We start from the raw sequence: 18,375 nt of genomic DNA on the forward strand, positions 1-18,375 counted from the left end.
GGGGAAAGGCCTGTTCATGCAATGTTCCAGTCAGCGAGGGCTTTCCGCGGCGATGAGACAGCTTATATGATCGCGTAGAGGAAAAAGGGGACGCGCCATGTTCAATCTGAGAGAAAAAGCCGCGATGCCCGCGCCGGGAACGATGCTCCCGGGGCGGGACACGCCGATTCCGACGGCGGAGACGCATTTTCTCAATGGCCGGCCGTTGGCGGATATTCCCGCGAAATATGAGAAGGCGGTGTTCGGCATGGGGTGCTTCTGGGGCGTCGAGCGGATGTTCTGGGATCTGCCCGGAGTCTGGATCACCGCGGCGGGATACGCCGGCGGCGAGACGCCGAACCCGACCTATCGCGAGGTGTGCAGCGGCGCCACCGGCCATACCGAGGTGGTGTTGATCGCGTTCGACCCGGCGGTCATCTCATACGACGCGCTGCTGAAGATCTTCTGGGAGGGGCACGACCCGTCGCAGGGGATGCGCCAAGGCAATGACGTCGGCACGCAATATCGCTCCTGCGTCTACACCTTCACCGCCGAGCAGAAGGCGGCGGCGGAGGCGTCTCGCGCCGCGTTCCAGCCCCGGCTCTCCGAGCGCGGCTATGGCCCGATCACGACCGAGATTCGGGACGCGCCGCCGTTCTACTACGCGGAGGATTATCATCAGCAATATCTGGCGAAGAATCCGAACGGCTATTGCGGCGTCAGCGGCACGGGAGTCTCCTGCCCGATCGGGACCGGCGCGTAGGCGTTTGGCGGATTTTCGTTTCGCTCGCTTTTCCCGCAAATGCTGACAGGCCTGCGCCGCATGCGAGGCCGGACTGGCGGCGTCGGTTTTTCCGCCGTCGCGGCTTCTTGAGAGGATTTCAGGCATGACGACATTCAGCGCGATCACGACGCTGGCCGGCCTGAAGCCCGCCGAAGCGCTGTCCGAAGCGGTGGAGCGGATGACGCCGGCGCCGTGCGGCGTCGGTTATCTCGAGATCGAGGACGGCTCGGGCCGGTTCGAGGTGGCCGGCTATTTCACCGAGCCTCCCGACCCGGGGCAGCTTTCCCTCTGCGCGGCGGCGTTCGATGCGCGGCCCTTCGTCGTCTCGGAGATTGGCGAGCGCGATTGGGTGAGCGAGGTGCGGCGCGAACTGACGCCGGTCTCCGCAGGGCGCTTCCTCGTTCATGGCGGCCACGACCGGGCGGCGGCGCGGACCGCCCGCCATCCGCTGGAGATCGAAGCTGCGATGGCGTTTGGAACCGGCCATCACGGGACCACGCGCGGCTGCCTCCTCGCTATTGATAAACTGGCGCGGTCCGGGTTTCACCCGCGCAGGATCGCCGATATCGGCTCCGGCACCGGGGTGTTGGCGATGGCGGCGGCGACGGTCTGGCGGCGGCGCTGCATCGCCACCGACATAGATGAGGTCGCTGTGGAGACGCTCCGCGCCAACGCGCGGGCGAACCGGCTCCGGCCCTGGATCTTTCCCCTCCGCGCCGCGGGCTTCGCCGCCCCGATGATCCGCGCCGGTGGGCGCTTCGATCTGATCCTCGCCAATATCCTCGCCAATCCGCTGAAGCGGATGGCGCCGGCGATGCGGACGCATTTGAACCGGGGCGGCGTCGTCGTGCTTTCGGGGGTGCTGAACGAACAGGCCGCGGGCGTGGAGGCGATCTACCGCGCGCATGGTTTCGCGCGGATCAGAATCGGGCGGGACGGCGACTGGTCTACGCTGACGTTGCGGGGCTGACGCGGCCGTCTCGGCGGGCTGTCGGAGGGCGCGGCGCGCGCGAGATTCGAAAGGTCCCGGCCGTTGATTCCGAAATCGCGAAGCTGGCTGCTGGAGAGCCGGCATGGCTTGTCGCGGCCCGTGCGGCTTCGGACCTGGCGCGGGCCGATGAGCGCTTGTAAAGGCGGGGTGCGGGAGGTGTCTCGACGCCGTTCATGGCTGAATCCCGCAATCGGAAGCATAGGCGACCCCGCCTCCGCAGTCGCGTCTATGACTATTGATTCCGTTAAGAAAATCGGCTCTGACCATGCTGGTCTCCTATGCGCGGCGCGCCCCCCGGCGATCTGCCGGATTCAGATGCATGCGGGGCTCTTGCGGTCTTTTCCCTGTCTTCCGTTCACCCTTCGTGCTAACGGCGGTGGGCAGGCCATGAAAAAGAGTATTGCAATGCGCGTTATCGGGATCGACCCGGGGTTGCGGCGAACCGGCTGGGGCGTGATCGAACGACGGGAGGGAGGGCGCCTCGCGCATATCGGGAGCGGCGCGATCGCCACCGAATCGGGCGATCTCGCGCCGCGGCTGGCGATCCTGGCGGCCGGGTTGCGGGCGGTTCTGGCGACGTACCGGCCCGGCGTCGCGTCTGTCGAGAAAACCTTCGTGAACCGCGATCCGGCGGGCGCGCTGAAGCTCGGCCACGCCCGCGCCGTGGCGCTTCTGCTTCCGGCGGAGGCGGGCCTTCCGGTGTTCGAATACGCGCCGAACGTGGTGAAGAAGACCGTGGTCGGCGTCGGTCACGCGGATAAAGCGCAGGTGGAGCATATGGTGCGCCTTCTTCTGCCGGGCGCGGCCCCCGAAAGCGCGGATGCGGCGGATGCGCTGGCGATCGCGATTTGCCACGCGCAACATTCCGGCGCCATGACGCTGAGGCTCAGGGCATGATCGGCAAGATCGCCGGGCGGATCGATTACGTCGCCGAGGATCATGCGCTGATCGAAGCGGGCGGCGTCGGCTATGAGCTCTGGTGCTCGGTGCGCACGCTCGCGGCCTTGCCGCCGCCCGGCGAGGTCGCGGCGCTCTACACCACGCTCCTGGTGCGCGACGATCTGCTTCAGCTTTTCGGCTTCGAGACGCGGGAGGAGCGCGAGTGGCATCGCTTGCTGACCTCGGTGCAGGGCGTGGGCGCGAAGGTCGGACTGGCGATCCTTGGCGCGATCGGGCCCGATGGCGCGGCGCGGGCGATCGCGCTTGGCGACGTGGCGGCGATGAGGAAGGCGCCGGGCGTGGGCCCCAAGCTCGCGCAGCGGATCGTGATGGAGCTGAAGGGCAAGGCCCCGGCGATGATGGCGATCGGCGGCTCCGCGCCGGCGGCGGCGCCCGGCGCCGCGCCGCGCGCGCCGTCCCCGGAGAGGGAGGCGTCCGCCCGCGCGCGCGCGGACGCGCTCTCGGCGCTGGTCAATCTCGGCTATCATGAGGGAGAGGCGGCGGCGGCCGTCGCGGCGGCGGAGGCGGATCCGGCGGCGGCGGACGCGGCCGCGTTGATCCGCGCCGCGCTCAAGATTCTGGCGCGGGACCGATAGCATGATCGGGCGGCGCGGCGCGGTTCCGGTTTTGCGCCGGGCGGCGGTTTTCTGTAGGGGCGAGCGATGACCGATCCTGACCCGACGCTCCGGCCCGAGCCGCTGGCCGAGGACGCGCCCAACCGCGCGCTTCGCCCGCAAAGCCTTGGCGAGTTCATCGGCCAGCGCGCCGCCCGCGCCAATCTGGAGGTTTTCGCCCGCTCCGCCCGCCAGCGCGGGGAGGCGATGGACCATCTGCTCTTCTACGGCCCGCCCGGGCTCGGCAAGACGACGCTGGCGCAGATCATGGCGCGGGAGCTCGGCGTCGGCTTCCGGATGAGCTCCGGGCCGGTGATCGCGCGGGCCGGGGATCTGGCGGCGATCCTGACCAATCTGGAGGCGCGGGACGTTCTCTTCATCGACGAGATTCACCGGCTCAACCCGGCGGTCGAGGAGGTGCTCTATCCGGCGATGGAGGATTTCGAGCTCGACCTGGTGATCGGCGAGGGGCCGGCGGCGCGCTCGGTCCGGATCGAGTTGCAGCCTTTCACGCTGATCGGCGCGACGACCCGGCTCGGCCTTCTGACGACGCCGCTTCGGGACCGGTTCGGCATTCCGACCCGGCTCGAGTTCTATGACGAGGCGGAGCTTGTCCAGATCGTCGAGCGCGGGGCGCGGCTTCTGAACGCGCCGGCGACGCCGGACGGCGCGCGCGAGATCGCGCGGCGCTCCCGCGGCACGCCGCGCGTCGCAAGCCGGCTCCTGCGCCGGGTGATCGATTTCGCGCTGGTCGAGGGAACCGGCGAGGTCGACCGCGCCATCGCCGACATGGCGCTCACCCGCCTCGGCGTCGATGGGCTCGGCCTCGACAGCGCCGATCTCCGCTACCTCACCATCATCGCCGAGAATTACGGCGGCGGCCCGGTCGGCGTCGAGACCATCGCCGCCGCCATGGCCGAGGTGCGCGACGCCATCGAGGACGTGATCGAGCCCTTTCTCCTGCAACAGGGCCTGATCCAGCGCACCCCGCGTGGTCGGATGCTGGCGGCGAAAGGCTGGAGCCATCTCGGCCTCGCGGCCCCGCGCGCGCCGGGCGTGAGCGACCTCTTCGAGGACGGCTGATGGCCGAGCCGCGCAAACTCGTCGATTTCGGGGAGTTGACCCCGGCCGAGCAAAAGGTGCTCGACGAGCTTGATAGCGGCGAGGCGACGATACTTGGCGACGGCGAACGGCCGGAGGCCGGCGCCGGACCTGATCGCCGCATCCGCCCCGCCTTCCTGCGCTGGTGCGCGCTCGGCGCCGGCGAGGGGCGCCGGGTGCATGAGGCCGGGCTGCGAGTCGAAGGCGCGCTGATTGCAAATGGCGAGGCGGCGAGCCGGGCGGGCTGGAAGCCGCATCTCGATCTCGATGGGTGCTCGCTCGGCCATGATCTCGTGTTGGTCGCGTGTCGTTTCATAGAGGCGCCGCGGCTTCGAAGCACTTCACTGCAGAACCTCATTCTCAACGAATCGGCGCTGCCCGGTCTTTTGGCCGACAGGTTGCACGCGAAGGGCAGCGTTTTCATGAGACGGGTCGAAACGGTCGGAGATGTGCGTCTCCTCGGCGCGGAGATCGGCGTCGATCTCGATTTCACGAGCGCGAAGCTGTCGGGCGCGAAGCGCGCGGCGCTTTACGCTGACGGTCTGCATGCGGAGGGTGGTATTCTCCTGGGAAAGGCCGAAACGGCGGGAGAGGTGCGTCTCGTCGGCGTAAAGATCGGCGGTGATCTCGTTTGCGAAGGCGCGAAGCTGTCGAATCCGGACGGGCACGCGCTCAACGCGGGGGGCGCCCAGGTGACTGGCGTCTTCTTTCTCCGCCGGGAAGCGGAGATAGAAGGCGCGCTCGATCTGACCGGAGCGCAGTTCGGCGCTATCAATGACGATCCATCCTGCTGGCCGGCGCCTGGTGAATTGTCGCTGAACCGGTGCCGCTATGGCGCCTTCACCGGCGGCGGGATCGACGCGCCGACGCGCATCTGTTGGCTTGGGCTGCAAGACCCGGCGCGCTACAGTCAGAATTTCTGGCCTCAGCCGTGGGAGCACTGCGCGCAGGTGCTGCGCGAGATGGGCCATGCCGAGGACGCCCGCGCGGTCCTGATCGACAAGGAGCGATTGCAGCGCGCCGCCCGGCGCCGGAAGATCGGCGCAAGATGGCGGCGCTGGCCGCGTTTCGTCATCGACAAGATCCTTGATGCGACCGTGCGCTTCGGCCACCAGCCTCTACGCGCATTCTGGTTGCTCTTTCTGCTCTGGGTGCTCGGCGTCGCGACTTTCTCCGCCGCCTCGCACGCCGGTGCGATGAAACCGAACAACGCCGACATTCTCCGCGCGCCCGAATGGGTCGGATGCGCCGAAAGCGCGCCGCCATGGATGGATCGGGGCGGGAGCGAAAGAGTATCGCAGCTCGATTGTTTTCTCCGGCAGCCCGAGGCGCAGGGTTTCCCCGCGTTCAACGCCCTGATCTACTCGGCGGACGTGCTGTTTCCGCTGGTCGATATCGAGCAGCAAAGCTATTGGACGCCGAACGAGGACATGGCCGTGGGCATGATTGCGAAAGGCATGATGTATTTTTACATCATCCTCGGCTGGGCGCTTTCCCTGCTGGCGGTCGCCGGGTTCTCCGGGCTGGTGAAATCGGACTGAGGGGTCGCATGAGCGAAGACATAGAACGCATTCGCAGGCTCTTTGGCGGGGCCGATGGCGGGGCCTTCAAGTTTGCGCGCTGGGGCTGCCCGATCGCTCCGGCGGTGATCGGGCTGGACGAGACCGGCGCGCGGCTGTTCACCGAGGCGGTTCGCGCCGTCGCCGAGATCGCGCGGCATCCGACCGAAGATCTCGACCCGGAAATGGGCGCCAATTTCCTGATCTATGTGATGCGGGATTGGGCGGATGCGGCGCGGGCGCCGAATCTGCCGAATTTCCTTCCCGCGCTGCCGGGCCTGATCGAGCGGCTGAACGCCGCGGAGGCGAACCGCTACCGGGTTTTCGCCTTCGACGATCAGGGCGCGATTCGGGCGGCGATCACGCTTTTACGCTATGATGAGCAGATGCGCGCCGCGCCGGTGGACTATATCGCGCTGAGCGAAGCCGCGCTCGGATTGCTGGTCTATGACGAGGCGGGCGTGGCCGCCGACCGGCCGGTGGTCATGAAGGCGTTCGGCGAAGGGGATGCGCGGGCGGTTCTCTCCCCCTGGCACGCGGGCCTTCTGAGGGCGGCTTATGATCCGGTGATCCCGGCGGGCTCGAAGGATCCGGCGCTGGCGCTGCGGCTGGCGGCGCGGCTCGGCTTCAATGCGGAGATGGGCGCCGGGGAGGTGGATGACGATGGCGCATGAAGCCGAATTCCGGGTCTATTACGAAGACACCGACATGGCTGGCGTCGTCTATTACGCCAACTATCTCAAGTTCATAGAGCGGGCGCGCTCGGATGCGCTGCGCGCGGCCGGCGTCGATCAGAGAGCGATGCGGGAGGCGGGATTGGTCTTCGTCGTGGTGCGGCTGGAGGCGGATTACATATCGCCGGCGCGCTATGACGACGTGATCCGGGTGGCGACCGAAGCGACGGATGTGAGGGCGGCCTCCGCGACCCTCTCTCAGGTGGTGACGCGCGCCGGCGCGCCGCTTTTTCGCTCGCTCGTGCGTTTCGCCTGCATGACGGTCGAGGGGCGGCCCGTGCGCCTGCCGGCGGAGACGCGCCGCGCGCTCACGGCGATCTGACGGAAGGTTTCAGGCCTCGACGCGCTCATTGACGTTCTCCTCGCAAAACCTCACATATCGCTGGGATCTGGCCGCGCTCCGCGTCCGGTCTGCTATAAACACGCCGCACGAGACGGCGAGAGCGAGGCGAGCATATGGAGACGGAAGTGATTGCGGCGACCGGCGCGGCGGCCGCAAGTGTGGATTTTTCGCTGGCGGCGTTGTTCTTGCGCGCGACCTTCGTCGTGCAGGTCGTGCTGGTGATCCTGATCCTCGCCTCGTTCTGGTCATGGGCGATCGTCATCGACAAGCTGATCAGTTTTCGCAGGCAGCGGCGCGATGCGGGAATGTTCGAGGACGCGTTCTGGTCCGGGCAGCCGCTCGACCAGCTTTTCGATCGATTGGGGGGGACGCCGCGCTCCGCGATGGAGCGGGTCTTCCTCGCCGGAATGACCGAGTGGCGGAAATCCTTCGGCCCCGACGGCGCGGTCGCGCCCGGAGCGCAGCGGCGGATCGACCGTGCGCTGGCGGTGGCCATCGCGCGGGAGGAGGAAGAGACGACATCCCGGCTCGGCTTCCTCGCCACGGTCGGCTCGATTTCTCCCTTCGTCGGGCTCTTTGGCACGGTCTGGGGCATCAAGACGGCGTTTGAAGAGATCGCGATCCAGCAGAACACCAATCTCGCCACGGTCGCGCCCGGGATCGCGGAGGCGCTGGTCGCGACCGCGCTGGGGCTTCTGGCCGCCATCCCCGCGGTGATCTTCTACAACAAGCTGACCGGCGACGCGGACCGCCTGACTGGCGCGCTGGAGAATTTCGCCGATGAGTTCGGCGTGATTCTCTCCCGGCAGATCGACCGGAAGCCCGATTGATGGGCGCCGGATTATCCTCCCCCAGCGCGCGCGCAGGGCGCCGCCGTCGCCGCAATCGGCCGATGGCGGAGATCAACGTCACCCCCTTCGTGGACGTGATGCTGGTGCTGCTGATCATCTTCATGGTGGCGGCGCCGCTTCTGACGGTCGGCGTGCCGCTGAAGCTGCCGGAGACGGACGCGCAGGCGCTTCCTGCCGAAGCGGAGCCGCCGCTGACGGTGAATCTCGCGACGGACGGCAAGATCTATCTTCAGGAGACGCCGATGGATTTCGGCGAATTCACGGCGCGGCTTCCGGCGATCGCGGCTGAGCGAAAGGACGGGCAGGTCTATCTTCGCGCCGATGCGGGGCTTTCCTATGGCGCGGTGGCGAAGGTGATGGGGGCGTTGAATGCGGCTGGATTCGGCTCGATCGCGCTTGTGACCGACGCGGCGCCGCCGTCGGCGGAGCGGTAAGATGAAAACCGGCGCCAGCATATCGGGCGGCGCGCACGGGGCTCTGATCGCTCTGGTCGTTCTTTCCGGCGCGTTTTTCTCCGGCGGGCGAGAGCGGCCGGTCAATATCGCCGAAGTGACGTTGATGAGCGGCGCGGAGTTCGAAGCCGCGATGTCGGCGGCCCCGAAATTCGATCCGGACCTTCCCGCGGCGCCTGAAGCGCTGAATCCGGGGGAGGAGCGCGCGGATGTGAAGATCGCCGAGGAGGACGCCGCGCCCTCGACCCAAGCCGCGCCGGCGCCGCCCGAGGCGCCTGCGCGGGGCGAAGTGGTGACCCCGCCCACGGTGGAGGCGCCGACAGCCCATATCGCCGATGTCGGGGAGCGCGCGGCGGGCCCCGCGGCGCCGGAAGCCGAGACGCTCGTCGCGGCGGCGGACGCCTCTCCCGAACTCGCGCCCGTCGCCGAGATGGCGACAGCGCCGGCTCCGGCGCCCCGCCCCGCCGCGCCCGAAGTGGAGGAGACGACGCCGGAGCCGCCGCCGGTGGAAGCGGTGGAGCCCGCGCCGGCGCCCGAACCCGAGCCCGAACCCGAACCCGCGCCCCAACCTGAACCCGAACCTCAGCCTGCGCCCGAACCTGAACCGACGCCAGCGCCGGCGCCGGCGGAGGAGACGCCCCCGGAACAGGTGGAGGAGCCGACGACCCCGGCGCCGAAACTGAGCCCGCCGCCGCCGACCAAGCCGAAGGATCTGGCGGAGGCGCGAAAGGCCGAGCGTCTCGCCCGCGAGGCGAAGACGCCGGAGGAGACGGGCGCCACGAAGGCCGCGGACGCGCCGTCGGGCGGCGGAACCACGCGGACCGTCGGGCAGCTGTCGTTCCGGGACAAGGACGCGCTCCGCATCGGCATCAAAGGCTATTTCAGCCCGCCGACCGGGCTGGCCAACGCCGACCAGCTGATGGTCAAGCTTCGGATCGAGGTCAGCGAAGCCGGCAAGATCGTCTCGGGCCCGACGGTGCTGGAGCCGAGCGGCGCGCTCGACCCCCAGCATGAAGCGCTGCGGCGCGCCGGGGCGTTGGCGCTTCGCAAGTCCGAAGCGGCGGGGGTGTTTTCCCGGTTGCCACGCGATAAGTATGAGCGTTGGCGCGTCATGAATGTCATCTTTACGCCAAGGGAGATCCAGTTCCTATGAACCGATCCGTTCTCACGAGCCGAATCGCCATCGCCCTGCTTTTCTCGCTGCTCGCCGTAATGGGCGCGCGCGCGCAGAGCGGCGACGGAGCGCTGGAGATCACCGTGGCGGGGGGCGAGTTCCGGCCGATCCCGCTTGGCGCGCCCGGGTTCTTCGCGCCTCCGGGCGAGGCGGCGACGCTCGCCGCGCAGATCCGGGAGGTGGCGCTCGCCGATCTTGCGGGCTCCGGTCTGTTCCGCATCATCCCGCCGGACGCCTATATCGAGAAGATCGACGATTTCGACGCCGAGCCGCGCTACGCGGACTGGCAAGCGATCAACGCCGACGCGCTGGTCACCGGAAGCGCGAATATCGAATCCGACGGGCGCATCCGGGTGCGGTTCCGGCTCTTCGACAGTTTTGCGTCGGGGCAGGTTGAAGGGCTGCAATTCTTCGCGGACCCGGCGGATTTCCGCCGTATCGGCCATAAGATCGCCGACGCGATTTACACGCGCATGACGGGCGAGGGGCCCTATTTCGACAGCCGCATCGCCTATGTGCACGAGAGCGGCCCGAAGAACGCGCGGGTCAAGCGCCTCGCGATCATGGATCAGGACGGCGCAAACAATCGCTTCCTGACCGATGGGCGCCAACTGGTGATGACGCCGCGGTTCTCGCCGAACGATCAGGAGATCATCTATATTTCCTTCGAGCGGGGCGAGCCGCAGATCTTTCTCTACAATATCGCGACCGGACAAAGCGAAATCCTGGGTAACTTTCCGGGCATGAGCTTCGCTCCGCGGTTCTCGCCCGACGGACGGCAGGTGGTGCTGTCATTGTCGGAAGGGGGCAACACGGATATCTATTCGATGGAGCTCGCGACGCGCCGCCTTCGGCGGCTGACGGATTCGCCGGCGATCGAGACCGGCGCATCCTATTCCCCCGATGGGCGGCAAATCGTTTTCGAGAGCGATCGCGGCGGCGGGCCGCAGATCTATGTGATGAGCGCGCTCGGCGGACCGGCGACCCGGATCAGCTTTGGAGACGGTCGGTACGGCACGCCGGTCTGGTCGCCGCGAGGGGATCTGATCGCCTTCACCAAACAGGGGGGCGGCCGTTTCTCGGTCGGAGTGATGCGGGTGGACGGCTCGGAGGAGCGGATTCTCGATTCGAGCTTCTTGTCCGAGGGGCCGACCTGGGCGCCGAACGGCCGGGTTCTGTCGTTTTTTCGCGAGAGCGCCGGCGCGAACGGCTCCGCGAGCCTCTGGAGCGTAGACATCACCGGACGGAACCTGAAAAGGTTGGACGCGCCGGGGGCGGGCTCGGATCCGGCCTGGTCGCCGATCCTCCCATAGACCGGCGCGCGCGCCGGGGTTGAGAAACACGTGGAACCATGGAGCGGCAGGCGCCGTTCCTCACAGGCGGAGACGAGACATGCTGAATAAACTCACACTGACGATTGCGATGGGCGCGGCGCTGATGCTGGCGGCGTGCTCCGACGAGCCGCCGACGGCGGCGGCGCCGGGCGGCTCGCCGACCTCCGGGAGCAGCCTCGACCCTTCGTCCACGGCTTACTTCCAGCAGACCGTGGGCGACCGGGTGTTTTTCGAGACGGACAGCAGCCGCATCACGCCCGTCGGCCAGCAGACGCTGGCGCGGCAGGCGGAATGGCTGGCGGAGAACCCCACGGTGAACGTGGTTATCGAAGGCCATGCGGATGAGCGCGGCACGCGCGAATACAACCTCGCGCTCGGCGCAAGGCGGGCGGACGCCGCGCGCGTCTATCTCGTCTCTCAGGGCGTCTCCGCCAGTCGGATCAGGACCATCAGCTACGGCAAGGAGCGGCCGGAGGCGTTGTGCTCGGCCGAAAGCTGCTGGTCCGAGAACCGGCGCGCGGTCAGCGTGATCACTGGCGCGCCGATGAGCTGAGCGACCAGCGGCGCGGCGGCGGACTGTCGCCGCGCCGCATGCCGGCGAGAGTGCGAAAGGAGATGGCGACATGAATTTCACGCTGCGTTTCGGGGTTTTGGCCGCCGCTCTCGTCGGGCTTTCGATTGGCGCCTGGGCGCCGGGCGGCGCGGCCCAGGGGGTCGACCGCTATGAGTTTCTGGAGGTCCAGAAACAGACCAAAGCGCTCGCCGAGGACGTGGCGCGCCTTCGCGGCGCGGTGGGCGGCGGCGTGCTCGCCCCCAGACTCGATGCGGTGGAGAGCGAGATCCAGCGGTTGACCGGGCAGATCGAGCGGCTCGAGTACGCGCAGCGCCAGCATGAGGCCGCGGCGCGCCAGAAATTGCAGGATCTCGAATACCGGATCATCGAACTCGAGGGTGGAGATCCGAGCGTCCTGTTCGAAAATCAGGACGACGCCGGGCGCGCGCCCGGACCGGGCGCGCCGATTTCCGAGGGCGACCGCGCGGGGTTTGACGCTGGCGTCGCCGCGGCGCGGGACGGCCGGACCGAAGAGGCGCGGAGCCTGCTCAGCGAATTCCTCTCCGACCATCCGGAGAGTCCGCTGGCCGGCGACGCTCATTTCTGGCTGGGCGAGGCGTATTTCGCCGCCGGCGACTACCAGGCGGCGGCGCAACGCTATCTCGACGGAGCGACGCTCGGATCGGGCTCCGACAAGGCGCCGGAGAGTTTCCTGAAGCTGGGCGTCACGCTTGATCTGCTCGGCAAGACCGATGTCGCCTGCTCGACGCTTCGCGAGGTGCGCGAACGTTACGCCGAGGCGACCGACATCGTCGAGCGGGCCGCGCGCGAGGCGCGCCGGATCGGCTGTGAATGAGCCGGAATGAAACCGCCTGAACCCGACATCGTCGCCGCCGAGAGCTTCGCCGCCCTCGACAAGGCGCTGGTCGGGGCGTCGCGCCCGCTCGGCGTCGCGGTGTCGGGCGGCGGCGACAGCATGGCTCTCCTTCATCTTGCGGATCGATGGGCGCGCGCCCGCGGTCATGCGCTTGAGGTCGCCACGGTCGATCACGGGCTTCGGGCGGAAAGCGCGGCCGAAGCGCGCCTTGTCGGCGGAGTCGCCGGAGCGCTCGGCCGCCGACACGAGATTCTGGAATGGCGCGGCTGGGCCGGCCACGGCAACCTTCAGGCGGAGGCGCGCAAGGCGCGCCAGCGGCTGCTCTCGGACTGGGCGGCGCGCCGGGGCCTGGCGGCGATCGCGCTTGGCCATACCATGGACGATCAGGCGGAGACGGTGATTTTGCGGCTTGGCCGGGGTTCGGGCGTCGACGGGCTTTCCGCGATGGCGGCGCGCGCCGAAGCGATGGGCGCGACCTGGATTCGCCCGCTCCTCGGCGTGAGGCGCGCGGCGCTGCGCGCCTGGCTGAGGGCCGCGGACGCGCCGTGGATCGAGGACCCGTCGAATGAAGACGCGCGGTTCGATCGGGTGCGGGCCCGACGCTCGCTTTCCGCGCTGGCGCCGCTTGGCGTGACCGCAGAGGGGCTCGCCGCGACGGCGGCGCGAATGCGGGGGGCCCGCGACGCGCTTGATCACGCGGTCGCCTCGTTGGCTGCGGAAGCGGCGCGGTGGGGCGTCTGCGGCGACCTTCACCTGACGCTGGCGCCGCTTCGCGCCGCTCCGCGCGAATTGGCGCGGCGGTTGCTGCGCGCCGGGCTGACGCGCGCGGCGGGCGCGGATTACGGGCCGCGCGCGGAATCTGAGGCGCAGTTGCTGGACGCGATGCTCTCCCGCAGGCTGGGCGGCGGGCGTAGTCTTCACGGGTGTCTGATCCGCCCGGATGGCCCGCTCCGCGTCGTGATCTCACGCGAGGCGGCGGCTGTGGATCCGACCCCGGCGCCGTTGAGCGCTGATGGAACGATCTGGGACGGCCGATTCCTCGTTGCGGGAGAGGACGCGGCGGAGATTGCGCCGCTCGGCGAGGCCGGGGCGCGCCGCCTCGCCGAGCTTTCCGGCGCGGGCCTCTGGCGCGCGCCGAAGCATTGGGAGGCGGCGCCCCGCGCGGCGCGGTTGACGACGCCGGCGCTCTGGCGGGAGGGCGCGCTCGCGGCCGCGCCGATCGCCGGTTACGGAGAGCGGGCGAACGCGCGCTTTATCGTCGCGGATGAAGGATGGCTCGACTGAAGCCGATTCGGCGTCACAAGTGACGGATTGAACATCAGCCGGAAAGCATTATCTTGACCCTGAACGGGCGCGCGGTCCGCATTCGTCAGATGAGAGGTCTCCTTCTAGTGGGTAACGCCAGAAATTTCGCCTTCTGGGCCGTCGCGATTCTGCTTCTTGTGGCTCTTTTCAACGTGTTCAGCGACAGCGGATCGCGCGACTCTGGCAATCAGATCGCTTTTTCCGATTTTCTTGACAGGGTCGATCAGAGACAGATCGCCGAAGTCTCGATCGATGGCGAAAAGCTCACCGGACGTACGAATGATGGGCGCGCATTCACCACATATCGGCCGCTTGGCGCCGATATCGTGCCTGAGCTTCGCGCCGGCGACGTGCGGGTGACGGTGGAGCCTCAGCAGGAGGGCGGGCTTCTCTCGACGCTCGGGTTCTGGTTGCCGATGCTGATCATCTTCGCGGTCTGGATCTTCTTCCTGAACCGGATGCAGGGCGGCGGACGCGGAGCGATGAGCTTCGGGAAATCGAAGGCGAAGCTCCTGACCGAGAAGACCGGAAAGGTCACCTTCGAGGATGTGGCCGGGATCGACGAGGCGAAGGAGGAGCTCGAGGAGATCGTCGAGTTTCTGAAGGATCCGCAGAAATACACGCGCCTCGGCGGAAAAATTCCGAAGGGCGCGCTCCTTGTGGGGCCGCCGGGCACCGGCAAGACGCTTCTCGCCCGCGCCATCGCCGGCGAGGCCGGGGTGCCGTTCTTCACCATCTCCGGGTCGGATTTCGTCGAGATGTTCGTCGGCGTCGGCGCCAGCCGCGTCCGCGACATGTTCGAGCAGGCGAAGAAAAACGCGCCCTGCATCGTCTTCATCGACGAGATCGACGCCGTCGGGCGCCATCGCGGCGCCGGCTATGGCGGCGGCAACGATGAACGCGAGCAGACGCTGAACCAGCTCCTCGTGGAGATGGACGGCTTCGAGGCGAACGAGGGCGTGATCCTGATCGCCGCCACCAACCGGCCTGACGTGCTCGACCCGGCGCTGCTGCGCCCCGGCCGGTTCGACCGGCAGGTGACGGTGAACAATCCCGATGTCGGCGGGCGTGAGAAGATCCTTCAGGTCCACGCGCGCCAGGTGCCGCTCGGCCCCGATGTCGAGCTGAAGATTATCGCGCGCGGCACGCCGGGCTTCTCCGGCGCCGATCTCGCCAATCTGGTGAACGAGGCGGCGCTTCACGCCGCTCGCGCCGGCAAGCGCCTGGTGACGATGGAGGATTTCGAGAAGGCCAAGGACAAGATCATGATGGGCGCCGAGCGCCGGTCGATGGTCATGACCGAGGATGAGAAGACTCTGACCGCCTATCACGAAGCCGGCCACGCCATCGTCGGGCTGCATGTGCCCGAGCATGACCCGATCCACAAGGCGACGATCATCCCGCGGGGGCGGGCGCTGGGCCTGGTGATGAGCCTGCCGGAGCGCGATCAGTATTCCGTGACCAAACGCAAATACACGTCGAAAATCGCAATGGCGATGGGCGGAAAGGTCGCCGAGGAGCTGAAGTTCGGCGAGGAGAGCGTAACCTCCGGCGCGATGTCGGATATCCAGCAAGTCTCCAAGATCGCCCGCGCGATGGTGACCCAGTTCGGCTTTTCCGAAAAGTTGGGCAACATCGATTATGCGGAGCAGAGCGACACCTATCTCGGCGCATATGGCGGCAACCTGCGAATTTCGGGCCCGACGCAGCGCATCATCGAGGAGGAGGTGCGCCGCATCATCGACGAGGGGTATGCGACCGCGAAACGGATCCTGACCGAGCATGGCGAGGAATGGGAGCGGTTGGCGCAGGGGCTGCTGGAATACGAGACGCTGACCGGGGACGAGATCCGCAAGGTGATCGCCGGCGAGCCGCTCGACCGGTCGGAGGATGACACTCCGCCGCCCGGCGACGGCAAGCCGAGGCTCGCATCGATCCCGAACGCGGGCCGCAAACGCGGCGGCGAGGCGGGCGGCGGAATGGAGCCCCAACCCAACTGATCCTTGCGCCGGGGAGCGACGGCGGCCCGCACGCGCGGCGGGTCGTGGCGCTTCCCGCCAATCGGTGGATCAGGCCTGCGCCGTCAAGGCCCAGGAACATGCATGTGGGATGAGGACGCCGTGTGAGTTCCGATTGGAACGGGCGGCGTCGAAATTGAAATGGCCGCCCCAATTTCAGGGGCGGCCATTCTCGATTTCAAGGCCTCGCAGCGTCGAGGCCGCCGAGCTGTCAGGCGCGGGGCTCTTCGGCCTCATCCGCCGGGGCGTCTGCGGTGAGACGCTCCGCGTCCTCGTCATCCTCGAAGAGCTGCGCGACGTCGAAGGCCTCAGCGGCCTCTTCCTCGGCGCGGAGCTCCGCGATGGACTTGCCTTCGGCCTGAAGTTCGGCCTCGTCGGCGGAGCGCGCGACGTTGACGGTGATCGTGGCGTCGACCTCCGGGTGCAGAACCACGCGGATATCGTGCAAGCCCAGCTCCTTCACCGGAGAAGAGAGCACGACCTGCGTGCGCGCCAGGCTGAAGCCGCCCTCGGTCGCCAGTTCGGCGATATCGCGAGAGTTGACCGAGCCGTAAAGCGCGCCACCGTCCGAAGCCTGCCGGATGGCGATGAATGTCTGACCGTTGAGCTTGGCCGCAACGGCTTCCGCCTCTTTCTTCAGATCGAGGTTACGCGCCTCAAGCTGAGCTCGTTCGGCCTCGAACCGCTCCAGATTGCTCTTCGTCGCTCGAAGCGCCTTGCCTTTCGGCAGGAGGAAGTTGCGGGCGAAGCCATTTTTCACGGCGACGACATCGCCCATCTGGCCCAGTTTTTCGACGCGCTCGAGAAGAACCACATCCATGATCGTTCTCCTTACTTGATGGCGTAGGGGAGAAGCGCGAGGAAGCGGGCCCGCTTGATGGCGCGGCCGAGTTCTCGCTGCTTCTTTGAGGAAACGGCGGTGATGCGCGAAGGCACGATCTTGCCTCGTTCGGAAATGTAGCGTTGCAGCAGCTTCACGTCCTTGTAATCGATCTTCGGCGCGTCAGGCGCCGAGAACGGGCATGATTTGCGACGACGGAAGAAGGGTTTGTGGGCCATAATCTATCTCCTCTGGATCAATCGTCGCGCCGGGGCGGGCGGGAGCCTCTGGAGCCCCTGGAGCCGCGGTCGTCACGGGAGCTCTTGGCGCGCACGACGGCGCTGTCGCCCTCTTCATGCGCGTCGACCTTGATGGTCATCACCCGCATCACATCGTCATGATGCCGCATCAGGCGCTGCATCTCGTCCACAGCCGCGGACGGCGCGTCGGACCTGAGAAACGCGTAATGCCCCTTGCGGTTCTTGTTGATCTTGAAGGCCATCGTGCGGAGCCCCCAATACTCGAAGTTGACGACGTCGCCGCCGTTGTCCTTCAGAACCTGGGTGAAGTGCTCGATCAGCCCTTCGGCCTGCGCGTTGGAGATATCCTGACGCGCGATAAACACATGCTCATAGAGAGGCATGGATCATCCTTCATGTCATGCGCGCTTCAAAATGCGGGGGGTGGACCTCTCGGCCCGCATACGAGTGGCGTCGCGTCCAAACGTTCGAGAGAGCGCGCCATATACGAGAGAATGGGGAAGCGCGCAAGCCGCCCGGCTTGGGAACGCCGCCGCGCCATCGGCGAGCGGAGTCGGGTTTGACGATCGGGTGGCTGCGGGATGAGTCGTGGAGGCGTGGTCTCTCTGCACGGTAAATGCAATGACGGGTGGCCCTTCGTTCCGTCGAGCGGCTTGACTTCGTGCGGGGCGGCGGGAATTGAGATCGAAACTGGCAGGAGTGATCGTGATGAGCTGGGCATTCGTATTTCCGGGGCAGGGCGCGCAGACGGTGGGCATGGGCCGCGATCTGGCGGCGGCGTATCCGGCGGCGGCCGCGGTTTTCGCCGAGGTTGACGAGGCGCTTGGAGAGCCGTTGAGCGCGCTGATCTGGGAAGGGCCCGCGGAAAAGCTGACGCTCACTGCGAATGCTCAGCCGGCGCTTATGGCGACCTCTCTGGCGGTGATGCGAGCGTTGGAGGCGGAAGGCGTCACGGCGGCCGACGCCGCCTTCGTGGCGGGCCATTCGCTTGGCGAATATTCCGCGTTGGCGGCGGCGGGGGCCATATCGCTGGCGGATACGGCGCGGCTTCTTCGGCTTCGCGGCGAGGCGATGCAGGCGGCGTCCCCTGTCGGCGTCGGGGCGATGGCGGCGATTCTGGGCCTTGATTTCGCGGCGGCGACGGAGGTCGCGGAGGCCGCCGCAGAGGGTGAGGTCTGCCAGGCGGCGAATGACAACGACCCCGGGCAGGTGGTGATTTCCGGGCACAAAGGCGCGGTCGAGCGGGCGGTGAATCTGGCGAAGGCGCGCGGCGCGAAGCGGGCGGTCATGCTGCCGGTGAGCGCGCCTTTTCATTGCGCGCTGATGCAGCCCGCCGCCGATAAGATGGCGGCGGCGCTGGCGGAGGTCGAGATCCGCGCGCCAAGGCCGGCGCTGGTCGCGAATGTCAGAGCGGAGGCGGTGTCGGATGCGGATACGATCAGGACGCTTCTGGTCGAGCAGGTGACGGGAGTGGTGCGCTGGCGCGAAAGCGTCGCCTTCATGGCGTCGAACGGCGTGACGGGTCAGGTCGAAATCGGCGCCGGCAAGGCCCTTTCCGGCATGGCGCGGAGGATCGACAAGACGTTGAAATGCGTCGCCGTGAGCAGCGCAGATGATGTGCGGGCGGCGGCGGCGGCGATCCGGGGTTGAATGGGCGGGCTCGCCCGGGTTTCATGTTTGAAACAAG

The 18,375-nt window shown here is 67.7% G+C and carries 20 protein-coding genes; 17 read left to right on the forward strand and 3 right to left on the reverse strand.

The window, feature by feature from the left end:
* Window positions 1-97: 97 nt before the first annotated feature.
* The 16 genes from msrA to ftsH all read left to right on the forward strand — a co-directional run bounded on the left by msrA (window position 98) and on the right by ftsH (window position 15,590).
* Entirely contained in the window at window positions 98-742 is a 645-nt protein-coding gene (gene msrA, locus WG921_RS09945) for a peptide-methionine (S)-S-oxide reductase MsrA (RefSeq protein ID WP_340109077.1), read from the forward strand.
* Between the two features lie 124 nt (window positions 743-866).
* Window positions 867-1,733, forward strand: a complete 867-nt coding sequence (locus tag WG921_RS09950; protein ID WP_340109078.1) for a 50S ribosomal protein L11 methyltransferase — start codon at window positions 867-869, stop codon at window positions 1,731-1,733.
* A gap of 426 nt (window positions 1,734-2,159) precedes the next feature.
* The gene (gene ruvC / locus WG921_RS09955) at window positions 2,160-2,651 is read left to right on the forward strand and encodes a crossover junction endodeoxyribonuclease RuvC (RefSeq protein WP_340109079.1); all 492 of its coding nucleotides are present in this window, start codon (window positions 2,160-2,162) and stop codon (window positions 2,649-2,651) included.
* On the forward strand, window positions 2,648-3,289 hold the full coding sequence (gene ruvA / locus WG921_RS09960; RefSeq protein ID WP_340109080.1) for a Holliday junction branch migration protein RuvA: 642 nt from the start codon (window positions 2,648-2,650) through the stop codon (window positions 3,287-3,289). The genes ruvC and ruvA overlap by 4 nt, the downstream gene beginning before the upstream one ends.
* Window positions 3,290-3,355: 66 nt before the next feature.
* On the forward strand, window positions 3,356-4,390 hold the full coding sequence (gene ruvB, locus WG921_RS09965; RefSeq protein WP_340109081.1) for a Holliday junction branch migration DNA helicase RuvB: 1,035 nt from the start codon (window positions 3,356-3,358) through the stop codon (window positions 4,388-4,390).
* Window positions 4,390-5,949 carry a hypothetical protein gene (locus WG921_RS09970; protein WP_340109082.1) on the forward strand — a complete coding sequence of 520 codons (1,560 nt, stop codon included), beginning with the start codon at window positions 4,390-4,392 and terminating at the stop codon, window positions 5,947-5,949. The genes ruvB and WG921_RS09970 overlap by 1 nt, the downstream gene beginning before the upstream one ends.
* Before the next feature lie 8 nt (window positions 5,950-5,957).
* On the forward strand, window positions 5,958-6,641 hold the full coding sequence (locus tag WG921_RS09975) for a hypothetical protein (protein WP_340109083.1): 684 nt from the start codon (window positions 5,958-5,960) through the stop codon (window positions 6,639-6,641).
* A complete protein-coding gene (locus WG921_RS09980; protein WP_340109084.1) occupies window positions 6,631-7,023 on the forward strand; it encodes a YbgC/FadM family acyl-CoA thioesterase in 393 nt (130 codons plus the stop codon). Before WG921_RS09975 ends, WG921_RS09980 begins: the two co-directional genes overlap by 11 nt.
* A gap of 134 nt (window positions 7,024-7,157) precedes the next feature.
* A complete protein-coding gene (gene tolQ / locus WG921_RS09985; protein ID WP_340109085.1) occupies window positions 7,158-7,874 on the forward strand; it encodes a protein TolQ in 717 nt (238 codons plus the stop codon).
* Entirely contained in the window at window positions 7,874-8,329 is a 456-nt protein-coding gene (locus tag WG921_RS09990; protein WP_340109086.1) for an ExbD/TolR family protein, read from the forward strand. The genes tolQ and WG921_RS09990 overlap by 1 nt, the downstream gene beginning before the upstream one ends.
* A 1-nt stretch (window position 8,330) precedes the next feature.
* Window positions 8,331-9,500 carry a hypothetical protein gene (locus WG921_RS09995; protein WP_340109087.1) on the forward strand — a complete coding sequence of 390 codons (1,170 nt, stop codon included), beginning with the start codon at window positions 8,331-8,333 and terminating at the stop codon, window positions 9,498-9,500.
* Window positions 9,497-10,834 carry a Tol-Pal system beta propeller repeat protein TolB gene (tolB, locus tag WG921_RS10000; protein WP_340109088.1) on the forward strand — a complete coding sequence of 446 codons (1,338 nt, stop codon included), beginning with the start codon at window positions 9,497-9,499 and terminating at the stop codon, window positions 10,832-10,834. Before WG921_RS09995 ends, tolB begins: the two co-directional genes overlap by 4 nt.
* Before the next feature lie 82 nt (window positions 10,835-10,916).
* On the forward strand, window positions 10,917-11,408 hold the full coding sequence (gene pal, locus WG921_RS10005; RefSeq protein WP_340109313.1) for a peptidoglycan-associated lipoprotein Pal: 492 nt from the start codon (window positions 10,917-10,919) through the stop codon (window positions 11,406-11,408).
* A 70-nt stretch (window positions 11,409-11,478) separates the two neighbouring features.
* Window positions 11,479-12,264, forward strand: coding sequence for a tol-pal system protein YbgF (ybgF, locus tag WG921_RS10010; RefSeq protein ID WP_340109089.1), 786 nt, complete (start codon window positions 11,479-11,481; stop codon window positions 12,262-12,264).
* Window positions 12,265-12,270: 6 nt separating this feature from the next.
* Window positions 12,271-13,569: a tRNA lysidine(34) synthetase TilS gene (gene tilS, locus WG921_RS10015; protein WP_340109090.1), complete on the forward strand. Its 1,299-nt coding sequence runs from the start codon at window positions 12,271-12,273 to the stop codon at window positions 13,567-13,569.
* Between the two features lie 107 nt (window positions 13,570-13,676).
* Window positions 13,677-15,590: an ATP-dependent zinc metalloprotease FtsH gene (gene ftsH, locus WG921_RS10020; protein ID WP_340109091.1), complete on the forward strand. Its 1,914-nt coding sequence runs from the start codon at window positions 13,677-13,679 to the stop codon at window positions 15,588-15,590.
* Between the two features lie 229 nt (window positions 15,591-15,819).
* Here ftsH and rplI read toward each other — a convergent pair whose 3' ends face one another.
* From rplI to rpsF, 3 genes are read right to left on the reverse strand one after another with little or no spacing between them, the layout of a single operon-like run.
* Window positions 15,820-16,428 (reverse strand): 50S ribosomal protein L9, encoded by a 609-nt coding sequence (rplI, locus tag WG921_RS10025; protein ID WP_340109092.1) that lies wholly within the window; start codon window positions 16,426-16,428, stop codon window positions 15,820-15,822.
* Window positions 16,429-16,439: 11 nt separating this feature from the next.
* A complete protein-coding gene (gene rpsR / locus WG921_RS10030; RefSeq protein ID WP_340109093.1) occupies window positions 16,440-16,667 on the reverse strand; it encodes a 30S ribosomal protein S18 in 228 nt (75 codons plus the stop codon).
* A gap of 17 nt (window positions 16,668-16,684) precedes the next feature.
* Window positions 16,685-17,071, reverse strand: coding sequence for a 30S ribosomal protein S6 (gene rpsF, locus WG921_RS10035; RefSeq protein ID WP_340109094.1), 387 nt, complete (start codon window positions 17,069-17,071; stop codon window positions 16,685-16,687).
* Between the two features lie 325 nt (window positions 17,072-17,396).
* On the opposite strand from rpsF, the gene fabD reads away from it, so the two are divergent.
* On the forward strand, window positions 17,397-18,338 hold the full coding sequence (fabD, locus tag WG921_RS10040) for an ACP S-malonyltransferase (RefSeq protein ID WP_340109095.1): 942 nt from the start codon (window positions 17,397-17,399) through the stop codon (window positions 18,336-18,338).
* Window positions 18,339-18,375: the final 37 nt, after the last annotated feature.

Source organism: Paludibacillus litoralis, assembly GCF_037646705.1.
GTDB classification, from domain to species: Bacteria; Pseudomonadota; Alphaproteobacteria; order Rhodobacterales; family Rhodobacteraceae; genus Pikeienuella; species Pikeienuella litoralis.